This is a genomic window from Streptomyces sp. NPDC048392 (assembly GCF_043200575.1).
Lineage (GTDB): Bacteria > Actinomycetota > Actinomycetes > Streptomycetales > Streptomycetaceae > Streptomyces.
This window is the reverse complement of the sequence record NZ_JBICYB010000002.1, coordinates 308,350-330,723: the sequence shown is the minus strand read 5'-3', so window position 1 is coordinate 330,723 and position 22,374 is coordinate 308,350. Positions and strand designations below refer to the sequence as shown.

23 protein-coding genes are annotated in these 22,374 nt (G+C 73.0%); 8 read left to right on the top strand and 15 right to left on the bottom strand.

Features of this window, described 5'->3' with window-relative positions; genetic code table 11:
• Nucleotides 1-103 precede the first annotated feature (103 nt).
• The 8 genes from ACGFYH_RS05490 to tsaB form a co-directional block, all read right to left on the bottom strand.
• Entirely contained in the window at nucleotides 104-1,360 is a 1,257-nt protein-coding gene (locus ACGFYH_RS05490; protein ID WP_393801804.1) for an RNA polymerase sigma factor, read from the bottom strand.
• 44 nt (nucleotides 1,361-1,404) lie between these two features.
• Nucleotides 1,405-1,761 carry a YciI family protein gene (locus ACGFYH_RS05485; protein WP_393801803.1) on the bottom strand — a complete coding sequence of 119 codons (357 nt, stop codon included), beginning with the start codon at nucleotides 1,759-1,761 and terminating at the stop codon, nucleotides 1,405-1,407.
• A 127-nt stretch (nucleotides 1,762-1,888) separates the two neighbouring features.
• Entirely contained in the window at nucleotides 1,889-2,926 is a 1,038-nt protein-coding gene (locus ACGFYH_RS05480; RefSeq protein WP_393801802.1) for an LCP family protein, read from the bottom strand.
• Between the two features lie 173 nt (nucleotides 2,927-3,099).
• On the bottom strand, nucleotides 3,100-4,161 hold the full coding sequence (locus tag ACGFYH_RS05475; RefSeq protein WP_393801801.1) for a LacI family DNA-binding transcriptional regulator: 1,062 nt from the start codon (nucleotides 4,159-4,161) through the stop codon (nucleotides 3,100-3,102).
• Between the two features lie 258 nt (nucleotides 4,162-4,419).
• Complete coding sequence (locus ACGFYH_RS05470; protein WP_393801800.1) at nucleotides 4,420-4,740, bottom strand: hypothetical protein; 321 nt, start codon at nucleotides 4,738-4,740, stop codon at nucleotides 4,420-4,422.
• On the bottom strand, nucleotides 4,737-5,855 hold the full coding sequence (tsaD, locus tag ACGFYH_RS05465) for a tRNA (adenosine(37)-N6)-threonylcarbamoyltransferase complex transferase subunit TsaD (RefSeq protein ID WP_393801799.1): 1,119 nt from the start codon (nucleotides 5,853-5,855) through the stop codon (nucleotides 4,737-4,739). Before tsaD ends, ACGFYH_RS05470 begins: the two co-directional genes overlap by 4 nt.
• The gene (gene rimI / locus ACGFYH_RS05460) at nucleotides 5,848-6,333 is read right to left on the bottom strand and encodes a ribosomal protein S18-alanine N-acetyltransferase (protein WP_393801949.1); all 486 of its coding nucleotides are present in this window, start codon (nucleotides 6,331-6,333) and stop codon (nucleotides 5,848-5,850) included. The genes tsaD and rimI overlap by 8 nt, the downstream gene beginning before the upstream one ends.
• 50 nt (nucleotides 6,334-6,383) lie before the next feature.
• Complete coding sequence (tsaB, locus tag ACGFYH_RS05455) at nucleotides 6,384-7,037, bottom strand: tRNA (adenosine(37)-N6)-threonylcarbamoyltransferase complex dimerization subunit type 1 TsaB (RefSeq protein ID WP_393801798.1); 654 nt, start codon at nucleotides 7,035-7,037, stop codon at nucleotides 6,384-6,386.
• Nucleotides 7,038-7,383: 346 nt separating this feature from the next.
• On the opposite strand from tsaB, the gene ACGFYH_RS05450 reads away from it, so the two are divergent.
• Complete coding sequence (locus tag ACGFYH_RS05450) at nucleotides 7,384-7,938, top strand: hypothetical protein (protein ID WP_393801797.1); 555 nt, start codon at nucleotides 7,384-7,386, stop codon at nucleotides 7,936-7,938.
• A 353-nt stretch (nucleotides 7,939-8,291) separates the two neighbouring features.
• On the opposite strand, the gene tsaE is transcribed toward ACGFYH_RS05450, so the two are convergent.
• The 3 genes from tsaE to alr form a co-directional block, all read right to left on the bottom strand.
• Complete coding sequence (tsaE, locus tag ACGFYH_RS05445; RefSeq protein WP_393801796.1) at nucleotides 8,292-8,834, bottom strand: tRNA (adenosine(37)-N6)-threonylcarbamoyltransferase complex ATPase subunit type 1 TsaE; 543 nt, start codon at nucleotides 8,832-8,834, stop codon at nucleotides 8,292-8,294.
• Nucleotides 8,800-10,047, bottom strand: a complete 1,248-nt coding sequence (locus ACGFYH_RS05440) for an alpha/beta fold hydrolase (RefSeq protein WP_393801795.1) — start codon at nucleotides 10,045-10,047, stop codon at nucleotides 8,800-8,802. The genes tsaE and ACGFYH_RS05440 overlap by 35 nt, the downstream gene beginning before the upstream one ends.
• A gap of 185 nt (nucleotides 10,048-10,232) precedes the next feature.
• The gene (gene alr, locus ACGFYH_RS05435; protein WP_393801794.1) at nucleotides 10,233-11,399 is read right to left on the bottom strand and encodes an alanine racemase; all 1,167 of its coding nucleotides are present in this window, start codon (nucleotides 11,397-11,399) and stop codon (nucleotides 10,233-10,235) included.
• A 92-nt stretch (nucleotides 11,400-11,491) separates the two neighbouring features.
• On the opposite strand from alr, the gene ACGFYH_RS05430 reads away from it, so the two are divergent.
• Nucleotides 11,492-11,863, top strand: coding sequence for a holo-ACP synthase (locus ACGFYH_RS05430; RefSeq protein ID WP_393801793.1), 372 nt, complete (start codon nucleotides 11,492-11,494; stop codon nucleotides 11,861-11,863).
• Nucleotides 11,864-11,891: 28 nt separating this feature from the next.
• Here ACGFYH_RS05430 and ACGFYH_RS05425 read toward each other — a convergent pair whose 3' ends face one another.
• Complete coding sequence (locus tag ACGFYH_RS05425) at nucleotides 11,892-12,500, bottom strand: helix-turn-helix domain-containing protein (protein ID WP_393801792.1); 609 nt, start codon at nucleotides 12,498-12,500, stop codon at nucleotides 11,892-11,894.
• Between the two features lie 105 nt (nucleotides 12,501-12,605).
• Between ACGFYH_RS05425 and ACGFYH_RS05420 the strand changes: the two genes are divergently transcribed.
• Nucleotides 12,606-14,060, top strand: a complete 1,455-nt coding sequence (locus ACGFYH_RS05420) for an NAD(P)H-hydrate dehydratase (RefSeq protein WP_393801791.1) — start codon at nucleotides 12,606-12,608, stop codon at nucleotides 14,058-14,060.
• 40 nt (nucleotides 14,061-14,100) lie between these two features.
• Nucleotides 14,101-14,562, top strand: a complete 462-nt coding sequence (locus ACGFYH_RS05415) for an ASCH domain-containing protein (protein ID WP_393801790.1) — start codon at nucleotides 14,101-14,103, stop codon at nucleotides 14,560-14,562.
• Between the two features lie 363 nt (nucleotides 14,563-14,925).
• On the opposite strand, the gene ACGFYH_RS05410 is transcribed toward ACGFYH_RS05415, so the two are convergent.
• Nucleotides 14,926-15,348 carry an ATP-binding protein gene (locus ACGFYH_RS05410; RefSeq protein ID WP_393801789.1) on the bottom strand — a complete coding sequence of 141 codons (423 nt, stop codon included), beginning with the start codon at nucleotides 15,346-15,348 and terminating at the stop codon, nucleotides 14,926-14,928.
• A gap of 221 nt (nucleotides 15,349-15,569) precedes the next feature.
• On the opposite strand from ACGFYH_RS05410, the gene ACGFYH_RS05405 reads away from it, so the two are divergent.
• Both ACGFYH_RS05405 and ACGFYH_RS05400 read left to right on the top strand, forming a co-directional pair.
• Complete coding sequence (locus ACGFYH_RS05405) at nucleotides 15,570-16,421, top strand: helix-turn-helix domain-containing protein (RefSeq protein WP_393801788.1); 852 nt, start codon at nucleotides 15,570-15,572, stop codon at nucleotides 16,419-16,421.
• A gap of 7 nt (nucleotides 16,422-16,428) precedes the next feature.
• Complete coding sequence (locus tag ACGFYH_RS05400; RefSeq protein WP_393801787.1) at nucleotides 16,429-16,650, top strand: DUF397 domain-containing protein; 222 nt, start codon at nucleotides 16,429-16,431, stop codon at nucleotides 16,648-16,650.
• On the opposite strand, the gene glmS is transcribed toward ACGFYH_RS05400, so the two are convergent.
• On the bottom strand, nucleotides 16,611-18,458 hold the full coding sequence (glmS, locus tag ACGFYH_RS05395; RefSeq protein ID WP_393801786.1) for a glutamine--fructose-6-phosphate transaminase (isomerizing): 1,848 nt from the start codon (nucleotides 18,456-18,458) through the stop codon (nucleotides 16,611-16,613). The two genes, ACGFYH_RS05400 and glmS, sit on opposite strands and share 40 nt — an antisense overlap.
• A gap of 238 nt (nucleotides 18,459-18,696) precedes the next feature.
• Here glmS and coaA point away from each other — a divergent pair, with 238 nt between their 5' ends.
• Both coaA and ACGFYH_RS05385 read left to right on the top strand, forming a co-directional pair.
• Nucleotides 18,697-19,686 (top strand): type I pantothenate kinase, encoded by a 990-nt coding sequence (gene coaA, locus ACGFYH_RS05390; RefSeq protein ID WP_393801785.1) that lies wholly within the window; start codon nucleotides 18,697-18,699, stop codon nucleotides 19,684-19,686.
• A gap of 26 nt (nucleotides 19,687-19,712) precedes the next feature.
• Complete coding sequence (locus ACGFYH_RS05385; RefSeq protein WP_393801784.1) at nucleotides 19,713-20,660, top strand: DUF389 domain-containing protein; 948 nt, start codon at nucleotides 19,713-19,715, stop codon at nucleotides 20,658-20,660.
• A 129-nt stretch (nucleotides 20,661-20,789) separates the two neighbouring features.
• Here the strand turns inward: ACGFYH_RS05385 and glmM are convergent, their stop codons facing one another.
• A complete protein-coding gene (glmM, locus tag ACGFYH_RS05380) occupies nucleotides 20,790-22,148 on the bottom strand; it encodes a phosphoglucosamine mutase (protein WP_393801783.1) in 1,359 nt (452 codons plus the stop codon).
• Nucleotides 22,149-22,374: the final 226 nt, after the last annotated feature.

Sequence of the window (22,374 nt, the reverse complement as noted above, 5' to 3'; positions counted from 1 at the left end):
TCCGGATCAGGCCGGTTCCGGGCCACGGTGCCTCGCGGCCGGCCCGCGCGGGGTCCGCCGCGTGCCCGGCACCGCGGTCCCGGCGGCGTCCGGACGAGACCTCCTAACCGGCCGCCTCCTCGGCGCGGCGGGTCAGCAGGGCGCGTTCGCGTGCGTTGCGGGTCAGACACGCCGCCCGTTCGAACTCCGCGCGCGCCTCGGCCGTGCGGCCCAGGCGGAGCAGGAGGTCGCCGCGGACGCTGGGGAGCAGGTGGTAGCCGCGCAGGGCGGGTTCGGCGGCGAGGGCGTCGACGAGAACCAGGGCGGGGGCCGGTCCTTCGGCCATGGAGACGGCCACCGCGCGGTTGAGTTCGACGACCGGGGACGGAGTGCGCGCCGCGAGCAGGCCGTAGAGCGTGGCGATGCGCGGCCAGTCGGTGTCCTCGTAGGTCCCGGCCGTCGCGTGGCAGGCGGCGATCGCGGCCTGGAGGACGTACGGGCCCGGGGCGGCGGAGCCGGTGGTGGTGTGGGCGTGGTCGAGGGCGGTGATGCCGCGGGCGATGAGCATGCGGTTCCAGCGGTGGCGGTTCTGGTCCTTCAGGAGGACCGGCTCGCCGTCGGGCCCGGTGCGGGCGGCGGTGCGGGAGGCCTGGAACTCCAGCAGGGCGGCCAGGCCGTGGACCTCGGGTTCCTTCGGCATCAGGGCGCTGAGCACGCGGGCCAGGCGCAGGGCGTCCTCGCACAGGCCGGGGCGGAGCCAGTCGTCGCCCGCGGTGGCCGCGTAACCCTCGTTGAAGATCAGGTAGATGACCTCAAGGACCGAGCCGAGGCGGGCCGCGCGATCCGGGCCGTAGGGCACCTCGAAGGCGACGTTCTTCGTGGCCAGGGTGCGTTTGGCGCGCACGATGCGCTGCGCGACCGTGGCTTCGGGGACGAGTCGGGCGCGGGCGATCTCGGAGGTGGTCAGGCCGCCGAGCAGGCGAAGGGTGAGGGCGATGCGGGACTCGGCGGACAGCACCGGGTGGCAGGCGGTGAAGACCAGCCGCAGCAGGTCGTCGTCGATGTCCTCGGGGTCGGCGGGCTCCTCGGGCGCGGGCGCCGAGGCGGGCAGGTCCCGGCCGATCTCCGCCAGCTTGCGGGCGTAGTTCTCCCGGCGCCGGATCAGGTCGACGGCGCGGCGGCGGGCGGTGGCCATGAGCCAGGCGCCCGGGTTGTCGGGCACGCCGTCCCCGGGCCACTGCCGCACGGCGGCGACCAGGGCGTCCTGGGTGAGTTCCTCCGCGATGCCGACGTCCCCCACGAGCCGGGTGACGGCGGCGATGACGCGCGGCGACTCCAGCCGGAAGACGGTCTCGAGGGCCTCGGTGGGCTGCGGTTCCACAGCCCACCATGCAACACCCTCAGGGCCTCGTGGCCAAACGGGGCTCAGCCCTCCATCAGTTCCCGCACCTCGCAGGTCACCGTCCAGTGCTCCTCGTGCACCTTGAGGAACCGCTTGGTCCACTCGACCGCCTCGGCCCGGTCCTTGGCCTGGAGCAGGGCGTAGCCGCCGACGACCTCCTTGGACTCGGTGAAGGGCCCGTCGGTGACGGACAGCTGCCCGCCCTCGTAGTGGACGCGGGTGCCCTGGGCGGTCGGGGTCAGCCCGGCCGTGTCGAGCAGGACGCCGGCCTTGGTCATCTCCTCCATCAGCTTCTCCATGCGCTGCACCAGCTCGGGGCTGGGGCCGCCGGCGGGGGCGTCGTTCTCCTCGATGCGGATCAGGGACAGGTAGCGGGGCATGGTGGCTCCTCGGGTCCGGCGGCCGGGGCTCCTCCCCGGCCTCTCACCCCTTGCGTCGAACGAACCGCCGGTGGATCGACATCCGCCGCGGGATTTCCCGCTCGTCTTTTCCCTCTTCACCGCTTTCTCAGCGCAGTGTCTTCCACAGGTCAGTGGCGTCCGGCTCGTCGGCCACCACCCGGTTGGGGTCCGAGGGCGCCGGCAGCACGGGCATCGTCAGCGTGCGTACGTCCTGGGCCGTGAGGCCGCCGAGGCTGCGGCCCAGGCGGGTCAGCTCGCCCAGGGAGTCAAGTCCGGTGTCGGTGGTGAGGCTGCCGGTGAGCGCGTCGGCGACCTGGTACAGCCGCGCGGGGTCGGTGAGCAGGTCGGTGGCGGAGATCCGCTCCAGCAGGGCCTTGACCAGTTTCTGCTGGAGTTCTATCCGGGCGAGGTCGCTGCCGCTCTCCAGCCCGTACCGGGTGCGGGCCAGGCCGAGGGCCTGGGTGCCGTCGAGGTGATGGGTGCCGGCGTCCAGGTGCAGGTGGCTCCTGTCGTCGTCGATGTCCACATCCGTGGTGACCGTGACCCCGCCGAGCGCGTCGACCAGCTCGGCGAAGCCGGAGAAGTCGATCTCGATGTAGTGGTCCATGCGCACGCCGGTGAGCGACTCGACGGTCTTGACCGCGCAGACCGGTCCGCCCAGCTCGTAGGCGGTGTTGAACATCGCTCCGCTCGCCTCCCGGGTCGCACCGCCCGACGGCAGCGGGCAGGCGGGCCGGTGGACGAGCGTGTCGCGCGGGATGCTGACCACGGTGGCGGCGGTACGGCCCGCGTCCAGGTGGACGACCATCGCCGTGTCGGAGCGGGCGCCTCCGCTGTCGCCGCCGCCGAGTTCCCGGTTCTCCTCGCCGCTGCGCGAGTCCGAGCCGAGGACGAGGAGGTTCAGGGCGCCGGTGGGCACGGGGGACGTGGCGGGCGAGGCGGAGGGGGCGGTGACCGGGCGGGCGGGGCGGTCGTCACCGAGCGCGCTGTCGATGTCGACGCTCTTGATGTTGCCGGTCAGGTGCCAGTAGGCCCAGCCCGCCGCCGCGGCGCCGAGCAGCAGGGCGCCGACCAGTGCGAGACCGACGGCTTTCAGCCCCTTCGAACGGCCGCTCCGCTCCTCCTGCCCCTCCCGCGCCACCATGCGTCAGCCCCCGCCCGTGTCGTCCCGTTCGGTCCCCGTCCGAATGCCCCGCAGGAAGGAACATAAGTCCGAATTGTTTAATCAGGAACATGCGGGGCGGGCTTCTGCGGAAATTCTCAGAATTCGGAAACGGCCGCCGAACGTTTCGGGCGGGGAGCGGCGACAGTGGCGGTCTAAGCCTCCCGAAGCGCCCGGGGCGGCGCCGTGCTGCTGCGCACCTCCAGGCTGGTGGCCAGCTCCACCCGGGTCGCCGAGGCGGACCCGTCGTCCCGGGCGAGGTCCAGGACCAGTCGCGCCGCCGCCTCGGCCATCTCCATCAGCGGCTGGCGTACGGTCGTCAGCGGCGGCCCCACCCAGCGGGCCACCGGCAGGTCGTCGAACCCGACCACGCTCAGGTCCTCCGGAATCCGCAGACCCAGCTCCCGGGCGGCCTCGTACAGCCCGAGCGCCTGGAGGTCGTTGCCGGCGAAGACGGCGGTCGGCCGGTCCGGGCGGCGCAGCAGTTCCAGGCCCTGCCGGTAGCCGGCCTCGTGGTGGAAGTCACCAGTCGCGATCAGGTCGGGGTCGACCGGCAGCCCGGCCGTCTCCAGGGCGGCCCGGTAGCCGTCGACGCGGGCGCGGCTGCACATCATGCGGGTGGGCCCGCTGATCGCGCCGATGCGGGTGTGGCCGAGGTCGACCAGATGCCGGGTGGCGGCGAGTCCGCCCTGCCAGTTGGTGGCGCCGATGGACGGCACGTCGGCGCCCGGGTCGCCGGCCGGGTCCATCACCACGAACGGGATGGAACGGCTGGTGAGCAGCGCCCGCTGGGCCTCGTCGAGGCCGGACAGGACGAGGATCACGCCGTGCGGACGGCGGGCGGCGACCTGGTCGGCCCAGGTCCGGCCGGGCGTGAGGCGGCCCGCGCTCTCGGAGAGCACGACGCTGAGCCCGGCGTCCCGGGCCACGTTCTCCACCCCCCGGATGACCTCCATCGCCCAGGCGCTCTCCAGCTCGTGGAAGACCAGGTCGATCAGCGGCGAGCGGGTCGACTCGGCCCGCCTGCGCCGGTAGCCGTGGGCGCGCAGCAGCTCCTCCACACGGGCCCTGGTCGCCGGGGCGACGTCGGCGCGGCCGTTGAGCACCTTCGAAACAGTCGGTGCCGACACACCGGCCTCGCGCGCGATCTCGGCGAGGGTCGCGGTCTGCGCGGACCGCTTTTGCGTCCGGGTTTCAGCGGGCTGCGGGGATGTCATGGCGGCGATCGTATCCCCACCTGCCCGTCTGACGAAGGGTCCGGACACCCGCAGCCCTTCGGAACATTCGGTTCGAGTGTCGAACCATTCGCCCTGGCCTCTCCCGGCCGGAAGGCGACGCGTCAGCCGCGCCGGCCGCCGCCGTCGCTTCGGCCACTCCAGGTGTTCCGGGTCGCTCTCGTCGCTTCGGTCGCTCTCGTCGCTTCGGTCGCTTCCGTCGCTTCGGTCGCTCTCGTCGCTCCAGTTACTCCCGTCGCCTCAGTCGCTGCCGTCGCTCCTGTCACCCACGTCACGGCCGTCACTCCCGTCGCTCGGGTCGCTCCCGTCGCTCCCGGCCGACTCGAACCGCCACCGGTGCACCGCCCTGGTGACCAGGCCCCCGTCCGGTTCGGGCAGCTCCGGCAGCTCGGCGTCGTACGGCGCGTCCCACCAGGTGATGACCAGGACGCGGTCCTGCGGGGCCCGCAGGGTCTCCCGGCGCAGGGGCGGGACGGGGAGCTTCTGGCGACGGGCCCAGGCCAGCAGCTCCCCGCCCCCGCCGGGCACGGCCCGCGCCTCCCACATCAGGGCGACGGTCACGAGTACAGGTTCTCCTTGCTGACCTCGTGCACGTGGTCGTGGCCGCGACCGTGCGGGTGGCCGCGTCCCGGCACGTGCGGGTCGGTCACCGGGAGGGAGGAGTCGGCCGACAGGTCCCAGTCGGAGGCCGACCGGTTACGGGCGACCATCTCGGCGCCGAGCGCCGCCACCATCGCGCCGTTGTCCGTGCACAGCTTGGGGCGGGGCACGCGCAGCCGGATGCCGGCCGCCTCGCAGCGCTCCTGGGCCAGGGCCCGCAGCCGGGAGTTGGCGGCCACGCCGCCGCCGATCATCAGGTGGTCGACGCCCTCTTCCTTGCAGGCCCGCACCGCCTTGCGGGTCAGCACGTCCACGACCGCCTCCTGGAAGGAGGCCGACACGTCGCGCACCGGCACCTCCTCCCCCGCCGCCCGCTTCGCCTCGATCCAGCGGGCCACGGCCGTCTTCAGCCCGGAGAAGGAGAAGTCGTACGCCGCGTCGCGCGGACCGGTCAGCCCGCGTGGGAAGGCGATCGCGTCCGGGTCGCCCTCGCGCGCGTACCGGTCGATGACCGGGCCGCCGGGGAAGCCCAGGTTCAGCACGCGGGCGATCTTGTCGAAGGCCTCGCCGGCCGCGTCGTCGATGGTGGCGCCCAGCGGGCGGACGTCGGAGGTGATGTCCGAGGACAGCAGGAGGGAGGAGTGACCGCCGGAGACCAGCAGCGCCATCGTCGGCTCGGGCAGCGGGCCGTGCTCCAGCTGGTCGACGCAGATGTGCGAGGCGAGGTGGTTGACGCCGTACAGGGGCTTGCCCAGCGCGTAGGCGTACGCCTTCGCCGCCGAGACGCCGACCAGCAGGGCACCCGCGAGTCCGGGCCCGGCGGTGACGGCGATGCCGTCGAGGTCGCGGGCGCCGACGCCCGCCTCCTTCAGGGCGCGCTCGATGGTGGGGACCATCGCCTCCAGGTGGGCGCGGCTCGCCACCTCGGGCACGACCCCGCCGAAGCGCGCGTGCTCGTCGACGCTGGACGCGACGGCGTCGGCCAGCAGGGTGGTGCCGCGTACGACACCGACGCCGGTCTCGTCACAGGAGGTCTCGATCCCCAGCACGAGAGGCTCGTCGCGTGAGTCAGCCATGGTTGTCGGTTCCTCGTTCGGTTCCCGGTACGGGGGTGGAAGGGTCGGTCAGGCGCATCACCAGGGCGTCCACGTTGCCCGGCTGGTAGTAGCCGCGCCTGAAGCCGATGGGCTCGAAGCCGAAGCGCTCGTACAGCCGCTGGGCGCGGGTGTTGTCCACCCGGCACTCCAGCAGCACCTCGGTGCACTCGAAGGCGGTCGCCGCCCGCAGCAGCTCGGTCAGCAGCCGCGCGCCGAGGCCGGTGCCCCAGTGGTCGCGGGCGACGGCGATGGTCTGCACGTCGGCCTGCTCCCCCGAGGTGACCAGGCCCGCGTAGCCGACGACCCGGCCGTCCTCCTCGGCGACCAGGTACCGCCGGGTCGCCCCGGGCCCGCGCGCATGCGCCAGCTCGGCCCAGAACATGCCCCGCGACCAGGCGTCCTCCGGGAACAGCTCCCGCTCCAGCCGGAGCACGGGGCCGATGTCCCACCAGCGCATCTCGCGCAGCCCGGCGCGCGCGGGCGGGGTCACGGGCTCGGTCGCTCCGGTCACTTGGGGGTGACCACCTTGTAGTTCTTGGGGACCTGGGCGTCGGGCCGGCGCAGGTACAGCGGCCGGGGCGCGGGCAGCTCCTCCCCCGCCGCGAGCCGCTCGGCGGCCAGCCGGGCCAGGGCGGCGGCGGACACGTGCTCGGGCTCGTGCGCCCGGGGGAAGGTGTCCGGGTACAGCAGCGCGCCCGCACCGACGGCGGGGAGTCCGGCCACCTGCTCGGCGATGTCGGCGGGACGGTCGACGGCCGGGTCGGTGAGGCGGGTCCGGGAGTCGGCGTACCGCGCCCAGTAGACCTCCTTGCGGCGGGCGTCGGTCGCCACCACGAAGGGGCCCGCGAGGTCGGCGGCGCGGGCGAGGCCGTCCAGCGTGCACACGCCGTACACGGGCACGCCGAGGGCGAGTCCGAAGGCGTCAGCGGTCATCAGGCCGACGCGCAGCCCCGTGTACGGGCCGGGGCCGGTACCGGCGACGATGCCGGTGACGGCGTCGAGCCGCAGGCCGGCCTCGGTGAGCACCCGGTCGACGGCGGGCAGCAGCAGCTCGCCGTGCCGGCGTGCGTCCACCTGGCTCGACGAGGCGATGACGTCCGTACCGTCGTGCAGCGCGACGGTCACGGCGGGCGTGGCGGTATCCAGAGCGAGCAAGAGCACGCAAACAGCCTACGGCGCCGCGAGACCCGTGTCGGACGCCCTGTGGACGACCCCGGCGCGCTCGGCCCTTTCCGGTCCTGCCGCCCCGCCGCCACCCCGTGTCGCGCACCGCGTCCACCCGCTCACGTACTGCTACCGTCACCCGGAGCGGAAGCGCGAGGCTCCACGCCCGCACAGGACGCCGGGCGCGCGACACAGGACGCCGGGCGCGCGACACAGGACACAGGCACAGCACGCACCACGCAGAAGCAGCACGCAAGCACAGCACGCAGCACGCACCACGCAGCACGCAGAAGCAGCACGCAGCACGCAGCACGCACGAGTACGACGCACGAGGTGGTCGCCAGTGATCAGCAGCAGCGCCGGTCTCGTCACCGGTCTCACCACGGCGGCCCTCGTGACGATCGGCGTCCTCGCCCACCAGGCGTCCGTCGGCGCCCCGGCCGACCTCGACCGGACCGGCGCGAGCAGTTCCCCCGCCCCGGGCGCCCCGAAGGCACCGCGCGACCGGCGGCACCCCGGCGCCCTGCCCGCGGGGTCGGGAAGGGGTGAGCGGGTGGTGTACTCGGTGGACGACGACCGCGTGTGGCTGGTCGGCGCCGGTGACAGGGTGCGGCGCACCTTCGAGGTCACGCCCAGTACGGTCGACCCCTCACCGGGCGGCTATACGGTCACGTCCCGGTCCAACCGGATCACCGGGTCCGACGGCGTCCCGGTCGAGCACGTGGTGCGCTTCACCAGTACCGGGGGCGTGGTCATCGGGTTCAGCGCGGCGGTCGACGGCTCGACGGCGAAGCCCGACCCGGGCGAACGCACCGGCGGCATCCGCGAGTCGCGCGCGGACGGCGAAGCGATGTGGGAGTTCGCGACGATCGGACAGCAGATCGTCGTCGTCCGCTGACGGCCCCCGGCGGCGGGCGGGGTCAGGCGGCCTCGCGATGGTCCCGGACGGGCCGGCACGTCGCGGACCCGGGTGCGCGCGGCGGCGTCGAGACCGCCGTCGCGGCGGCGCAGGACGCGAGCAGATCACGCATCGGCACCCCGGTGGGCGCGGGTGACTGGGGCCTCGGGCCGGCCTGCGGCTGGAGCTGAGACATGGACGCCTCCTGAAGGTCGGGGGCGAGCGCAGTAAGGCATGCCTAACTACGGACCGGGTACCATGTGACCACGCACAAGACCCCCAGCGCAACATCTTGCCGACATCGTGTCGGAACATCCCCGGGGCCTCCCCCGGGGAAGGGCGCCACGGGGTCGTCAGACCGCGAGGACGCTCAGGCCGGTCGTGGCCCAGCGCGCGCCGAAGCCGGTCAGTGTCACGTGCCGCACCTCGTCGGTGGTGTCGCCGACGGCCCGGTGGATCCCGACCCGCAACCGGTCCTCGGTCAGTTCCTCGACCTTGCCCTCGCCCCACTCGACCACGATCACCGAGTCGGACAGGGAGACGTCGAGGTCGAGGTCCTCCATCTCGTCCAGCCCGCCGGACAGCCGGTAGGCGTCCACGTGGACGAGCGGCGGACCGTCACCGAGCGGGGGGTGCACGCGGGCGATCACGAAGGTCGGGGAGGTGACGGCGCCCCGCACGCCGAGGCCCTCGCCGAGCCCCCGGGTCAGCGTCGTCTTGCCCGCGCCCAGCTCCCCGTCGAGCATCACCAGGTCACCGGCGCGCAGCAGATCGGCGAGCCTGCGGCCCAGTTCCCGCATCTGCTCGGGGGAGGTGACGGTGATCTCGACGCCGGGGGCGCCCGCCGGGGACCCGGAGGGCTCAGCCGGGTCCTGCGCTGCTGCTGGTGCTTCCATAGCCCTCCACGGTAGCCGCTGCCGGCACGGCGCCCGCGCGGGCGAGCAGGTCGGCGAGGCGGTCCGTGACCAGCTCCGGGTGCTCCAGCATCACCAGGTGCCCCGCGTCGGGGACGAGCACCAGCTCGGCGTCCGGGAGCAGGTCGGCGATCGCCTCGCTGTGCTCGCTCGGGGTGACCAGGTCCCGCACCCCGGCCAGTACGAGCACCGGCAGACCCGCGAAGTGGGCGAGTGCCTCGGTCTTGTCGTGGTCGTTGAAGGCCGGGTAGTACTCGGCGACCACGTCGATCGGCGTCGACTCGATCATCCGCTCGGCGAACCGGGCCACGGCCGGGTCGATGTCCCGGGACGCGAACGAGTACCGCTTGATGACCCCGGCGAACAGGTCGGCCGTCGCCCGCCGTCCCTTTTCCACCAGTTCGGCCCGCTGCCCCAGCGCCTTCAGCACGCCCGGCAGCACCCGCCGGACCGCGTTGACACCGGCCACGGGGAGCCCGAAGTTGACCTCGCCGAGCTGCCCGGAGGACGTGCCGACCAGGGCTGCGCCGACGACGCGCTCGCGGATCAGGTCGGGGCAGGCGTCGGCCAGGGCCATCACGGTCATGCCGCCCATGGAGTGGCCGGCCAGCACGATCGGGCCGTCGGGCGCCGCCGCGTCGATGACGGCCTTCAGGTCGCGGCCCAGTTCCTCGATGGTGACCGGCCTGTCGTCCCGCGTCTGGGACACGCCCCGCCCGGACCTGCCGTGGCTGCGCTGGTCCCAGTACACGGTGCGGACGACGCCTCTGAGGGCCGCCCGCTGGAAGTGCCAGGAGTCCTGGTTGAGGCAGTAGCCGTGGCTGAAGACGACGGTGACGGGCGCGGGCGCCTTGCGGCCGAACAGCCGTCTGCGGCGCCGGGCGCCGGCGGGTTCGGCCTCCGGGTCGATGTCGTCGACCTCGTAGTACAGCTCGGTGCCGTCATCGGCGTACGCCTTGCCGGGAGTGCCGCGCAGTCCGCCGTATGGGCCCGCCGAGTCGAGGGCGAGCCGGGCCTTCTGGCGCATCCCGCGGCCGACGGTGAGCCGTTCTATCGCCACGCCGGCCGCGGCGCCCGCCGCGACCACGCCTACCGCGACCCCGGCGATGCCGGTCGCCCGGCGCCAGCCGCCGGCGGCGGCCTCGGTGGCGGAGGCGACGGCCGCCGCGACGGCCTCCCCGTTGCTCTCGCTCACGTACACCGCTCCTCTTCGCCGGGCCGCCGTGCGGATACCCGCCGGCCGCTGTTTCACCCGGACGCGCGTCACTGGCCCGACCGGCGCACGCACGTCACTTCTTCGCGTCACACGTTCGCGTCACACGTTCGCGTCACTCGCTCGCATCACACGCTGACGTCCCTCGCTCGCGTCACACGGTCGCGTCACTCGTTCACATAGACGCGCGGAACGCGGGTTCCGATGCGCGTGACGATCTCGTACGCGATGGTGCCCGCCGCCTGCGCCCAGTCCTCGGCGGTGGGTTCGCCGCGGTCGCCGGGCCCGAACAGCACCGCCTCGGCGCCCGGCTCGGGCCGGTCCCCTCCCAGGTCGACGACGAACTGGTCCATCGCGATCCGCCCCGCGACCGTGCGCCACTTGCCGTCGACGAGGACGGGGCCGGTGGAGGAGGCGTGGCGCGGGACGCCGTCGGCGTAGCCGAGCGGGACGAGGCCGAGGGTGGTGTCGCCGGGAGTGGTGTAGTGGTGCCCGTAGCTGACGCCGTGACCGCCGGGGACCTGCTTGACCAGGGCCAGCGAGGCCGCCAGCGTCATCACCGGGCGCAGTCCGAAGTCGGCCGGGGTGCCGATCTCGGGGCTGGGCGAGACGCCGTACATCGCGATGCCCGGCCGTACCAGGTCGAAGTGGGTCTCGGGGAGGGTGAGCGTGGCCGGCGAGTTGGCGATGTGCCGCACCTCGGGGCGCAGGCCCCGCTCCTCGGCGTACGCCGTCATCTCCAGGAAGCGGCTGAGCTGCGCGGCGATGGAGGGGTGGCCCGGCTCGTCGGCGCAGGCGAAGTGGGACCAGAGCCCGGTGACGCGCAGCAGTCCTTCGTCCTCGGCCCGCAGGGCGGCCGCGACCAGCTCCTCCCAGTCCGGGCCGGGCGGGCAGCCGCCTCGCCCGAGTCCGGTGTCGGCCTTGAGCTGCACCCGCGCGGGAAGCCCCGCCGCCCGTGCCGCCGCGACGGCCTCCTCAAGGGCCCACATGCCGCTGACGGACACGTCGAGACGGGCCTCGACCGCCTCCCTCCAGGGGCCGCCGGGCGTCCACAGCCAGCACATGATCCGCAGGTCGTCCGGCAGCCCGGCCTCCGCGCGCAGTGCGAGGGCCTCCTGCGGGGTGGCGGTGCCGAGCCAGGTCGCGCCCGCCTCGACGGCGGCGCGGGCGCAGGGGATCGCGCCGTGGCCGTAGGCGTCGGCCTTGACGACGGCCATGAGAGCCGCCCCGGGGGCCCGTTCGCGCAGCGCGCGTACGTTGTCCCGCAGGGCGGCCAGGTCGATCTCGGCCCGGGCCCGCAGCACCGCGGCCCGCCGAGCAGCTGTCTCACTCATCGTGCCCCCAGTCTCTCAGAGCCCCCGCCCGGCGCGGCGTGCCCGGACGTCACCCGTTCGACGCGGGGCGGGCAGTGGTTAGGGTGCCCGGCATGAGCATCATCGGGGTCGGGATCGACGTGGCCGAGGTCGAGCGGTTCGGGGCGTCGCTGGAACGCACACCGGCCCTGGCGGGGCGGCTCTTCCTGGAGAGCGAGTTGCTGCTGCCGAGCGGCGGGCGGCGGGGTGTCGCCTCGCTCGCCGCCCGCTTCGCGGCGAAGGAGGCGCTGGCCAAGGCGCTGGGCGCGCCGGCGGGGCTGCTGTGGACGGACGCCGAGGTGTACGTCGAGGACAGCGGGCGCCCGCGGCTCCGGGTCTCGGGGACGGTGGCGGCGCGGGCTGCGGAGCTGGGCGTGGCGTCGTGGCACGTGTCGCTGAGCCACGACGCGGGGATCGCGTCGGCGGTGGTGATCGCGGAGGGGTAGGGGGCGCCCGTCCGCTCACGTCCTGCGCTCAGTCCGCCGTCGGCCGGACCCGGATGTGCATGCGCTCGCCCTGCGCGCCGTACAGGGCGATCCACTCGACGGGCCGGTCCCCGGCGTTGGCGACGCCGTGCGGGACGCGGGTGTCGAACTCCGCCGTCTCACCGGCCGTCAGGACGAGGTCGTGCTCGCCCAGAGCGAGGAGCAGCCGGCCGGAGAGGACGTAGAGCCACTCGTGGCCCTCGTGCGATCCCTGTTCGGGGCGGGGCGTCCACGCGGTCCGCGGGGTGGCCGGCGCGGAGAGGATCTGCTTGTAGGCGTGCAGTCCGTCGTTGGGGTTCCGGGTGAGCGGGACCCAGGTCTGGCCGTGCCGGGTGAAGGGCCGCGGATGGATGCGGGGGTCGCCGGTCCGCGAGCCGACGAGTTCGTCCAGGGGCAGCCGGTGCGCCCGGGCCAGCGGCAGCAGGTGCCGCAGCCCCGGTTCCCGCTGCCCCGACTCCAGCCGGGAGAGCGTGCTCACGGAGATGCCGGTGGCGGCGGTGAGCTGGGCCAGGGTGAGCCCGCGGGCCTGCCGGATGGCGCGCAGGCGGGCTCCGAGCGAGGTCACCACCTGTGCCGTCTCGTCGTCGCCGCCGCTCATGGGACAACTGTCCCCCATCGCGTCATGGGACAACTGTCCCCCATCGCGGAGGACCGGCGGCCCCGGGCCGTGCGTGTTCCCGGCGTACGGGGAAGACTCGACGGCATGCGGACTGCGTACAGGGTGGAGACGGTCAGGAACGCCGAACGGGAGCTGATGGCGCGGCTCCCGGAGGGGGCGCTGATGCAACGGGCCGCGGCCGGGCTGGCCGCCGCCTGTGCGGAGGTGCTGGGGCGGGTGGCCGGGCGGGTCTACGGCAGCCGGGTGGTGCTGCTCGTCGGCAGCGGCGACAACGGCGGCGACGCCCTGTACGCGGGGGCGCGGCTGGCCCGGCGGGGCGCGGGCGTGACGGCGGTGCTGCTCGCGCCGGACCGGGCGCACGGGGGAGGGCTGGCGGCGCTGCGGCGTGCGGGCGGCCGGACGATGGGGGGTGACTCGTCCTCGGCGTCGGAACGGATCGCACGGGCCGATCTGGTCCTCGACGGCATCGTCGGGATCGGCGGCAGGGGCGGGCTGCGGCAGGAGGCGGTGCCGGCGGCGGACGCGGCCGCGCGGTCCCGGGCCGCCGTCGTCGCCGTCGATCTGCCGAGCGGGGTCGACGCGGACACGGGGCAGGTGCGCGGGGACGCGGTCCGCGCCGATCTGACGGTGACGTTCGGGACGCACAAGCCGGGGCTGCTGATCGATCCGGCGCGGGAGTACGCCGGGTCGGTACGGCTGGTGGACATCGGGCTGCCGCTGCCCGCCGAGGCGGCTGAACTGGAGGCGTTGCAGCACGCCGACGTGGCGCGGCTGCTGCCGGTGCCGGGGGCGGAGAGTGACAAGTACCGGCGCGGGGTCGTGGGCATCGCCGCCGGGTCGGCCCGCTATCCGGGCGCGGCCGTGCTCGCCGTCGCGGGCGCGCTGCGGGGCGGGGCGGGGGCGGTGCGGTACGCCGGTCCGGCGGGGGACGCGGTGGTCGCCCGTTTCCCGGAGACGCTCGTGTCCGGCCAGGGCCCGGAGCGGGCGGGGCGGGTGCAGGCGTGGGTCGTCGGACCGGGGGCCGGTGACGACGCCGGGACCGTGGCGGAGGTGCTGGCGGCGGAGGTGCCGGTACTGATCGACGCGGACGGGCTGCGGCTCGCCGACGTGGACGCCGTGCGGGCGCGTACGGCACCGACGCTGATGACCCCGCACGCCGGGGAGGCGGCGGCGCTGCTCGGGGCGAGCCGCGAGGAGGTCGAGGGTTCACGCCTGGCCTCGGCACGGGAGCTGGCGGCGCGGTACGGGGCGACGGTGCTGCTGAAGGGCTCGACGACGGTGGTGGCCGGCGCGGAGGGCGGGCCGGTGCGGGTCAACTCGACGGGGACGTCCTGGCTCGCCACGGCCGGAAGCGGGGATGTGCTGTCCGGCCTGGCGGGTTCCCTCCTCGCCGCGGGCCTGTCGACGGTGGACGCGGGGAGCGCGGGCGCGTATCTCCACGGCCTGGCGGGCCGGTTCGCGTCGGCGGGGGCACCGGCGGGCGCGCACGACGTGGCGGGGGCGATCCCCCTTGCGTGGCGGGACGTGCGGGGGCATTGAGCGGAGGGCGGAGTGTGCTCCTCGCCAGTAGCCTGATCGGATGGCCCCCGAACCGACCCCGGCCCCCACAGACCTCGACTCGCTGCCCAAGGCCGAGTTCGCCTTCCCCGGCCCCCTGCGCGACCGGCTCGTCGCGGCGGTCCTCGACGGTTCGAAGACCTCCACGACCGGCCTGGTCGCCGACTACGAGTACGAGGGAGAGCCGCTGCCGGAGGTCGGGAGCCGCTCAGTGGTCGTCGACTCCGGTGAACTCCCCGTCGCCGTCGTCGAGGTGACGGAGGTGCGCGTCGTCCCGCTGGCCGAGGTGGACCTCGCCCACGCGGTCGACGAGGGCGAGGGGTACACGAGCGTGGCCGGGTGGCGTGCGGGACATGAGCGGTTCTGGCACAGCGAGGAGATGCGCACGGCCCTGGGAGACCCGGAGTTCACGGTGGACGACTCGACGCCCGCGGTGCTGGAACGCTTCCGGCTCGTCACCGTGCTCCGGCCCACGGACCGCTGACTCACTCCGGGTCGAGCGGGTCGAGTTCCTTCCGCGTCGAGGGGGTCCAGGTCCGTGCACTCACTGATGCGGGTGCGTACGTCGTCGGAGACGGCGACGCCCCGCACTTCCAGAACGCGCAGGACGCCCTCGGCCTTGCCCGCAGCCAGACCCGCAGCCATGCCCGCAGCCTTGCCTTTGGCCTCCCCGTCGTAGTACGCCTCCTCGAAGACCGTCCCACGGCCCGGGAAGTAAGAGATAACCACCTTTTCCAGCTCCCTCCACGTGTCTCGGGCCGGAGTGTTCTCCAAGCCCACTTCCAGCATTTCCGACCAGCGCCGGGTGATCGGGATGCGTTCACCCTTTCGAGTGGCGGAGAAACGTTCACGCCACCGATCCCGCAGAACCTAGTTCGCACCAGATGTATTTGCCTCGGTTGCCCTCCCGGGCCAGCGGCTGCCAGCCCCATACGTCGGCGCAGGCCCGCACCAGGGCCAGACCCCGCCCCTCCTCCGCGTCCAGCCCCCGGTCGAACGGCAGCGGCGGTTCGGGCGGGGACGGGTCCGCGTCCCACGCCCCGATGCGCAGTACGCCGTTCCCCGCCCAGCGCACACGCAGGGCGGCCGGCCCCTTGGTGTGCCGTACGGCGTTCGACACCAGCTCCGTCGCGAGCAGTTCCGCCAGGTCGACCATGCCGATGAGGCCGTGCACCGTGAGGATGAGGCGGAGAGTGCGACGGCTGACGGTGACGGCGCGGACGTCGTTCGGAATGTAGAGGGAGTACTCCCACGGGTCGGTTTCAGGCATACGGCGACTCCCGGTCGGCGGTGAGTGGTTGGGTGCGGGGGCCGGTGGCAGTGCCGCGCCCGTCACGGCAGGACGGAGCGGTGCGCTTCCGGTGACCCGGCATTCCGCAGAGTGTGCGGCGCGTCACCGACGGTAGGTCTAACGAATTAAGTACCGCAAGCCACTCGCGTAATCTGACTCCGAACGAGTCGCGCTCATGGGGGCGTTGGAAGGAGCAGCACATGGCACTGCGTCGTCAGCCAACGGCACGGCAGATGCGGCTGGCGATCGAACTGCGCAGGCTCCGCGACGCCGCAGGGCTCGCGACCCGGGAGGCAGCAGCGCTGCTCGGCGTCAGTTCGGCACAGATCAGCCAGATCGAGATGGGCCTCGCAGGAGTCAGCGAGAAGCGGCTGCGCCGCCTTGCCGGTCACTACGCCTGCACGGACCAGGCACTCGTCGACGCCTTGGTCGCCATGGCGACCGATCGGACGCGCGGCTGGTGGGAGGAGTACCGGGGGTTGTTGCCCACAGCGTTCCTCGATCTCGCCGAACTGGAGCACCACGCCACGTCCCTCAAAGAGGTCCAGTTCCTGTACATCCCTGGCCCCCTTCAGACGGAGGACTACGCCCGCGCCATCTACGCCGACAGGATCCCTGAGCTTTCCAGTGAGGATCTGGAGTTGCGTGTACGGCATCGCATGCAACGCAAAGTGTTCCTTGACGGCGCCGAACCCACGCCGTACGAAGCGGTCATCCATGAGGCGGCGCTGCGCATCCGGGTCGGCGACAGCACCACGCTACGTGCTCAACTCGCCGACCTCCTCGAACGCTCCGAAGGGGAGCGCATCAGCGTGCGGGTCATCCCCTTCGACCTGGAGGGCTTCGGCGGCTCCTGGGCGCCCATGATGCTGGCGGGTGGCGCCGTGCCCAGGCTGGACACCGCCGTCGACGACGCACCTCACACCGCGGCCCTCATTGATTCCGAAGCCCAACTGCGGGTCCTCCGAACACTCCTACGTAAGCTGGAAGCCGCGTCTCTGGACCCCGCGCGTTCGCGTGACTTCATCCACCGCCTGGCCAAGGAAGCGTGAGCACCTCGTGATCACCCCTGACAACTGGCGCAAGTCCTCCTACTCGGGTGCCGGCGACGGCAACTCCTGCGTGGAGATAGCGCACTCACCCACGCGCGTCGCCGTCCGCGACTCCAAGACCCCGGCGACGGCGACGCTCACCTTCCCGTCCGCCGCCTTCGCCACCTTCGTCGACGCTCTGAAGCCCGCTCACTCCACCGTCACCGACTTCGCCAGGTTCCGCGGCTGATCCACCTCGTTGCCCCGGGCCGTCGCCAGTTCGCAGGCGAGGACCTGCAACGGCACCGTGGCCACCAGCGGTTGGAGGAGGGTCGGGGTGGCCGGGATGCGGACGAGGTGGTCGGCGTAGGGGACGACCGCCTCGTCGCCCTCCTCGGCGATGACGATGGTGCGGGCGCCGCGGGCGCGGATCTCCTGGATGTTGGACACGATCTTGTCGTGTAGGACCGACCGCCCGCGCGGGGACGGGACGACCACGACGACCGGCAGGCCCTCCTCGATGAGCGCGATCGGACCGTGCTTCAGCTCCCCCGCCGCGAAGCCCTCGGCGTGCATGTACGCCAGCTCCTTCAGCTTGAGGGCGCCTTCGAGGGCGACGGGGTGGCCGACGTGCCGGCCGAGGAACAGCACCGTGTCCGTGTGGGCGAGGGAGCGGGCCAGTTCCCGTACGGGCTCCATCGTCTCCAGGACCTGCCCGACCGCGCCGGAGATCCGGGAGAGGTCGCGGACGACCTCGCGGATCTCGTCGCCGTACTTCGTGCCGCGCACCTGGCCCAGGTACAGGGCGACCAGGTAGCAGGCCACGAGCTGGGTGAGGAAGGCCTTGGTGGAGGCGACGGCGACCTCGGGACCCGCGTGGGTGTAGAGCACGGCGTCGGACTCGCGGGGGATCGTCGAGCCGTTGGTGTTGCAGATGGCCAGGACCCTGGAGCCCTGTTCCCGGGCGTGGCGCAGGGCCATCAGGGTGTCCATGGTCTCGCCGGACTGGGAGATCGCGACGACCAGGGTCCGCTGGTCCAGGATCGGGTCGCGGTAGCGGAACTCGCTGGCCAGCTCCACCTCGCAGGGGATCCGCGTCCAGTGCTCGATGGCGTACTTGGCGATCAGCCCGGCGTGGAAGGCCGTACCGCAGGCGACGACGACGACCTTGTCGACCTCCCGGAGCACCCCGGGCGGGATGCGCACCTCGTCCAGGCTCAGCGTGCCGGAGCCGTCGATGCGGCCGAGGAGGGTGTCGGCGACGGCCTTCGGCTGCTCGGCGATCTCCTTGAGCATGAAGGAGGCGTAGCCCGCCTTCTCGGCGGCCGAGGCGTCCCAGTCGACGTGGTAGGCGCGCACGTCCGCCGGGGTGCCGTCGAATCCGGTGACGGTCACGCCGTCGCGGCGCAGTTCGACGACCTGGTCCTGGCCCAGCTCGACGGCGTCCCGGGTGTGGGCGATGAAGGCCGCGACGTCCGAGGCGAGGAAGTACTCGCCCTCCCCCACGCCCACCACGAGCGGCGAGTTGCGGCGCGCGCCCACGACCACGTCCGGTGCGTCCGCGTGCACCGCGACCAGCGTGAACGCGCCCTCCAGCCGCCGGCACACCAGCCGCATCGACTCGGCGAGGTCGGCACAGGCGGAGAACTCCTCGGCGAGCAGATGGGCGACGACCTCGGTGTCGGTCTCGGAGGGCAGTTCGTGGCCGCGTTCCGCCAGTTCGGCGCGCAGCAGGGCGAAGTTCTCGATGATGCCGTTGTGGACCACGGCCACCCGGCCCGCGTTGTCGAGGTGCGGGTGGGCGTTGGCGTCGGTGGGACCGCCGTGGGTGGCCCAGCGGGTGTGGCCGATGCCGGTCGCGGAGGACGGCAGCGGGTGTTCGGACAGTTCCTTGTCGAGGTTGACGAGCTTGCCCGCGCGCCTGGCGGTGGCGAGGCCGCCGTCCGCCAGCACGGCGACACCCGCCGAGTCGTAGCCCCGGTATTCGAGCCGCTTCAGTCCGGCCATCACGACGTCGAGCGCCGACTGAGACCCTACATATCCCACGATTCCGCACATAGGCGGCAGCCTACGAGCAGTCTCGGCCCGGAAGCGGTCACCAAGCGGGCTCTCCCTGCCCGAAATCGGAAATTCCCACCGGGGTACGAACGCCGTCCACGACTCCCGGCGTCAGCCCAGCTCGTCGAGCCGGGCGTCGCTCGTGCGACCGTGACGCCCATGTGATCTCCCCCACCGGCGCCGGGCGACGTGACACAGCCCACCTGCCGCACCGTACGAACTCCGTTAACAATGGACTGTGATCTCTCCGGTCCCCTCGATTCCCCGGAGCGCCCACCGGTCCCGGCCGGAGGCGACTCCCTACCTCGACCTCACCCGCCCCGAGTGGAGCGCGCTGCGCGAGAAGACGCCGCTGCCGCTGACCGCCGAGGAGGTGGAGAAGCTGCGCGGCCTCGGCGATGTCATCGACCTCGACGAGGTGCGGGACATCTACCTCCCGCTCTCCCGGCTCCTCAACCTCTACGTCGGCGCCACCGACGGCCTGCGCGGTGCCCTGAACACCTTCCTCGGCGAGCAGGGCTCCCAGTCCGGCACCCCCTTCGTCATAGGGGTCGCCGGCTCGGTCGCGGTCGGCAAGTCCACCGTCGCCCGCCTGCTCCAGGCCCTGCTGTCCCGCTGGCCCGAGCACCCGCGCGTCGAGCTGGTCACGACCGACGGCTTCCTGCTGCCGACGCGGGAGCTGGAGGCGCGTGGCCTGATGTCGCGGAAGGGTTTCCCCGAGTCGTACGACCGCCGGGCCCTGACCCGCTTCGTCGCCGACATCAAGGCGGGCAAGGCGGAGGTCACCGCGCCCGTCTACTCCCACCTCATCTACGACATCGTCCCGGACCGGCGGCTCGTCGTCCGCCGCCCCGACATCCTGATCGTCGAGGGCCTCAACGTGCTCCAGCCCGCGCTGCCAGGCAAGGACGGCCGTACCAGGGTCGGCCTCGCCGACTACTTCGACTTCAGCGTCTACGTCGACGCGCGCACCGAGGACATCGAGCGCTGGTACCTGAGCCGCTTCCGCAAGCTGCGCGAGACCGCCTTCCAGGACCCTTCCTCGTACTTCCGCAAGTACACCCAGGTCTCGGAGGAGGAGGCCCTGGACTACGCCCGCACCACCTGGCGGACCATCAACAAGCCCAACCTGGTGGAGAACGTGGCCCCCACCCGGGGCCGGGCCGCCCTGGTGCTGCGCAAGGGCCCCGACCACAAGGTGCAGCGGCTCAGCCTGCGCAAGCTGTGAGGCGGGCGGTGCGGTAGGAATGCCGGATGCTGCATCTGCGCCTGATCACTCCGGCCGACCGCACCGACGAGGTGGTCCGCCTGATCGACCGTACGGTCGGCACCACCCACCTCGTCGTCCTGCCCGGCGTCGCCCGCGAACCCGAGGGCGACGTCGTCATGTGCGACGTGGCCCGCGAGGCAGGCGACGAACTCATCAACCGCCTCAGGGCGTTGGGCATCGACAGCTGCGGCGCCATCACCGCCGAGAACATCGACCTGTCGCTGTCCGAGCGGGCCGACCAGGCGGAGAGGGAGGCGCCGGGCGAGCCCGCCGACGCGGTGCTGTGGGAGCAGCTGGAGGAGGCGACACACGAGGAGTCGACGCTCTCCGTCACCTACGTCGCCTTCATCACCCTCGCCACGATAATCGCGGCCTGCGGTGTGGTGCTCGACAACGCGATCCTGATCGTGGGCGCGATGGCGGTAGGACCGGAGTTCGGCCCGCTGGCCGGCGTGTGCACCGCGATCGTGCAGCGGGCGCCACGACTGGCGCTGCGCTCACTGATCGCCCTGCTGGTGGGGTTCGCGGTGGCGATGGCGGTGACGGTGGGCTTCAGCTGGGTCATGACCGCGTTCGGCCGGTTCAGTGAGGGCAGGCTGGAGGGCGACCGGCCCAACACCGGTTTCGTCTACGCCCCCGACGCCTTCTCCTTCGTGGTGGCGATCCTCGCCGGCATCGCGGGCACGCTGTCCCTCACCTCGGCGAAGTCCGGCGCCCTGGTGGGCGTCGCCATCTCCGTCACCACGGTCCCGGCCGCCGCCAACGCGGCCGTGGCCCTCAGCTTCGGCGACACGAGGCAGACGGTGGGCTCCACCGAACAACTCCTGCTCAACCTCGCGGGCATCGTCGTGGCCGGAACCCTGACCCTGCTGACCCAGAAGGCCCTGTGGTCGACTCAACGCTCACGACTGACGAAGCCGCAGAGCTCCTGACGAACGGCCGCCTCCGAACGCCGGGCTGGACCCGTGCCCCAAGAGGCGCGGGGAGCTGCGCGAACAAGCCGCGACGGCACCGCGGCCCGCCACGCACAGCACCCCCACCGCGAACCCGGCCCCGCAGAACTACCCCAGCGCCGACTTCACCGCGTCGGCCAACCGCCCCGCGACAGACCGGGCCTGCTCGATGTCCGCCGCCTCGACCATCACCCGAACGAGCGGCTCGGTCCCGGAGGGACGCAACAGCACCCGCCCGGTGCTCCCGAGTTCGCGCTCGGCCTCGGCGACCGCCGTACTCAACTCGGCGGAGGTGCTCACCCGCGACCTGTCCACGTCCGGCACATTGATCAGGACCTGCGGCAGCCGCTCCATCACTGACGCGAGGTCCCGCAGCGTGCGGCCGGTCTGCGCGACCCGGGCCGCCAGCATCAGGCCGGTCAGCGTGCCGTCGCCGGTGGTGGCGTGGTCGAGGATGATGACGTGGCCGGACTGCTCGCCGCCCAGGGCGTAGCCGTGCTCCTTCATCTCCTCCAGGACGTACCGGTCGCCGACGCCGGTCTGCGCGAACCGGATGCCCTCGCGCTCCATGGCGAGCTTGAAGCCCAGGTTGGACATGACGGTCGCGACGACGGTGTCCGAGCGGAGCGCCTCGCGCTCCCGCATCGCCAGGGCGAGTACGGCGAGGATCTGGTCGCCGTCCACCTCCGCGCCGGTGTGGTCCACGGCCAGACAGCGGTCGGCGTCGCCGTCGTGGGCGATGCCCAGATCGGCACCGTGCTCGACGACGGCGGCCTTGAGCGGGTCGAGGTGGGTGGAGCCGCAGCCGTCGTTGATGTTGAGGCCGTCGGGCACCGCGCCGATGGTGACCAGCTCGGCACCGGCCCGCGCGAACGCCTCGGGCGAGACCCGGGAGGCCGCGCCGTGCGCCTCGTCCAGGACGATCTTCAGTCCGTCGAGGCGGTTCGGAAGGACGCCGACGAGGTGGGCGACGTACTGGTCGAGCCCCTGGTCGTAGTCCCGGACGCGGCCGACACCGGCGCCGGTCGGGCGCTCCCAGGGGGCGTCGGCGCGGTGCTCGGCGTAGACGGACTCGATGCGGTCCTCCAGCTCGTCGGCGAGCTTGTGGCCGCCGCGGGCGAAGAACTTGATGCCGTTGTCGGGCATGGGGTTGTGGCTCGCCGACAGCATCACGCCGAGGTCGGCGCCGAGCGCGCCGGTGAGGTGGGCCACCGCGGGCGTCGGCAGCACGCCGACCCGCAGCACGTCCACGCCTGCGCTGGCCAGGCCCGCGACCACCGCGGCCTCCAGGAACTCCCCGGAGGCGCGCGGGTCCCGTCCGACCACCGCGGTCGCCCGGTGCCCGGCGAAGGTGCCCGCCTCGGCCAGTACGTGCGCCGCGGCGACGGAGAGGCCCAGCGCCAGCTCGGCCGTCAGATCCGCGTTGGCGACGCCGCGCACGCCGTCCGTGCCGAAGAGTCGTCCCACTTGTCCTCCTGAGGAAACGTCAATTCCGGAAGCGGCTGCCGGTGCGGCCCACGCAGTCGGCTCCCGTGGTCACGGACGCGCGTCGCAACGCAGCGCCCGGCCATCCGATCACACAAGCTTTCTAGCTTCTGAACCTCTGAGCTTCTTAACCACTGAACGTCTGAACGTCTTGTGCCGTTATACGCCCAACGGCGGGGATACACGAACGCCCCGGCAGCACAGTGGC

Bases quoted from the DNA above. Each gene is read 5' to 3' on its own strand.
- tsaD (WP_393801799.1), bottom strand. From the start codon at position 5,855: ATGGCTGACTCACGCGACGAGCCTCTCGTGCTGGGGATCGAGACCTCC.
- ACGFYH_RS05475 (WP_393801801.1), bottom strand. From the start codon at position 4,161: ATGACATCCCCGCAGCCCGCTGAAACCCGGACGCAAAAGCGGTCCGCG.
- ACGFYH_RS05425 (WP_393801792.1), bottom strand. From the start codon at position 12,500: ATGAGCGGCGGCGACGACGAGACGGCACAGGTGGTGACCTCGCTCGGA.
- tsaE (WP_393801796.1), bottom strand. From the start codon at position 8,834: ATGGAAGCACCAGCAGCAGCGCAGGACCCGGCTGAGCCCTCCGGGTCC.
- ACGFYH_RS05480 (WP_393801802.1), bottom strand. From the start codon at position 2,926: ATGGTGGCGCGGGAGGGGCAGGAGGAGCGGAGCGGCCGTTCGAAGGGG.
- ACGFYH_RS05485 (WP_393801803.1), bottom strand. From the start codon at position 1,761: ATGCCCCGCTACCTGTCCCTGATCCGCATCGAGGAGAACGACGCCCCC.
- alr (WP_393801794.1), bottom strand. From the start codon at position 11,399: ATGAGTGAGACAGCTGCTCGGCGGGCCGCGGTGCTGCGGGCCCGGGCC.
- rimI (WP_393801949.1), bottom strand. From the start codon at position 6,333: ATGCGCTGGTGGGACATCGGCCCCGTGCTCCGGCTGGAGCGGGAGCTG.
- glmS (WP_393801786.1), bottom strand. From the start codon at position 18,458: ATGTGCGGAATCGTGGGATATGTAGGGTCTCAGTCGGCGCTCGACGTC.
- ACGFYH_RS05405 (WP_393801788.1), top strand. From the start codon at position 15,570: ATGGCACTGCGTCGTCAGCCAACGGCACGGCAGATGCGGCTGGCGATC.
- ACGFYH_RS05385 (WP_393801784.1), top strand. From the start codon at position 19,713: ATGCTGCATCTGCGCCTGATCACTCCGGCCGACCGCACCGACGAGGTG.
- ACGFYH_RS05420 (WP_393801791.1), top strand. From the start codon at position 12,606: ATGCGGACTGCGTACAGGGTGGAGACGGTCAGGAACGCCGAACGGGAG.
- ACGFYH_RS05415 (WP_393801790.1), top strand. From the start codon at position 14,101: ATGGCCCCCGAACCGACCCCGGCCCCCACAGACCTCGACTCGCTGCCC.
- ACGFYH_RS05410 (WP_393801789.1), bottom strand. From the start codon at position 15,348: ATGCCTGAAACCGACCCGTGGGAGTACTCCCTCTACATTCCGAACGAC.
- ACGFYH_RS05430 (WP_393801793.1), top strand. From the start codon at position 11,492: ATGAGCATCATCGGGGTCGGGATCGACGTGGCCGAGGTCGAGCGGTTC.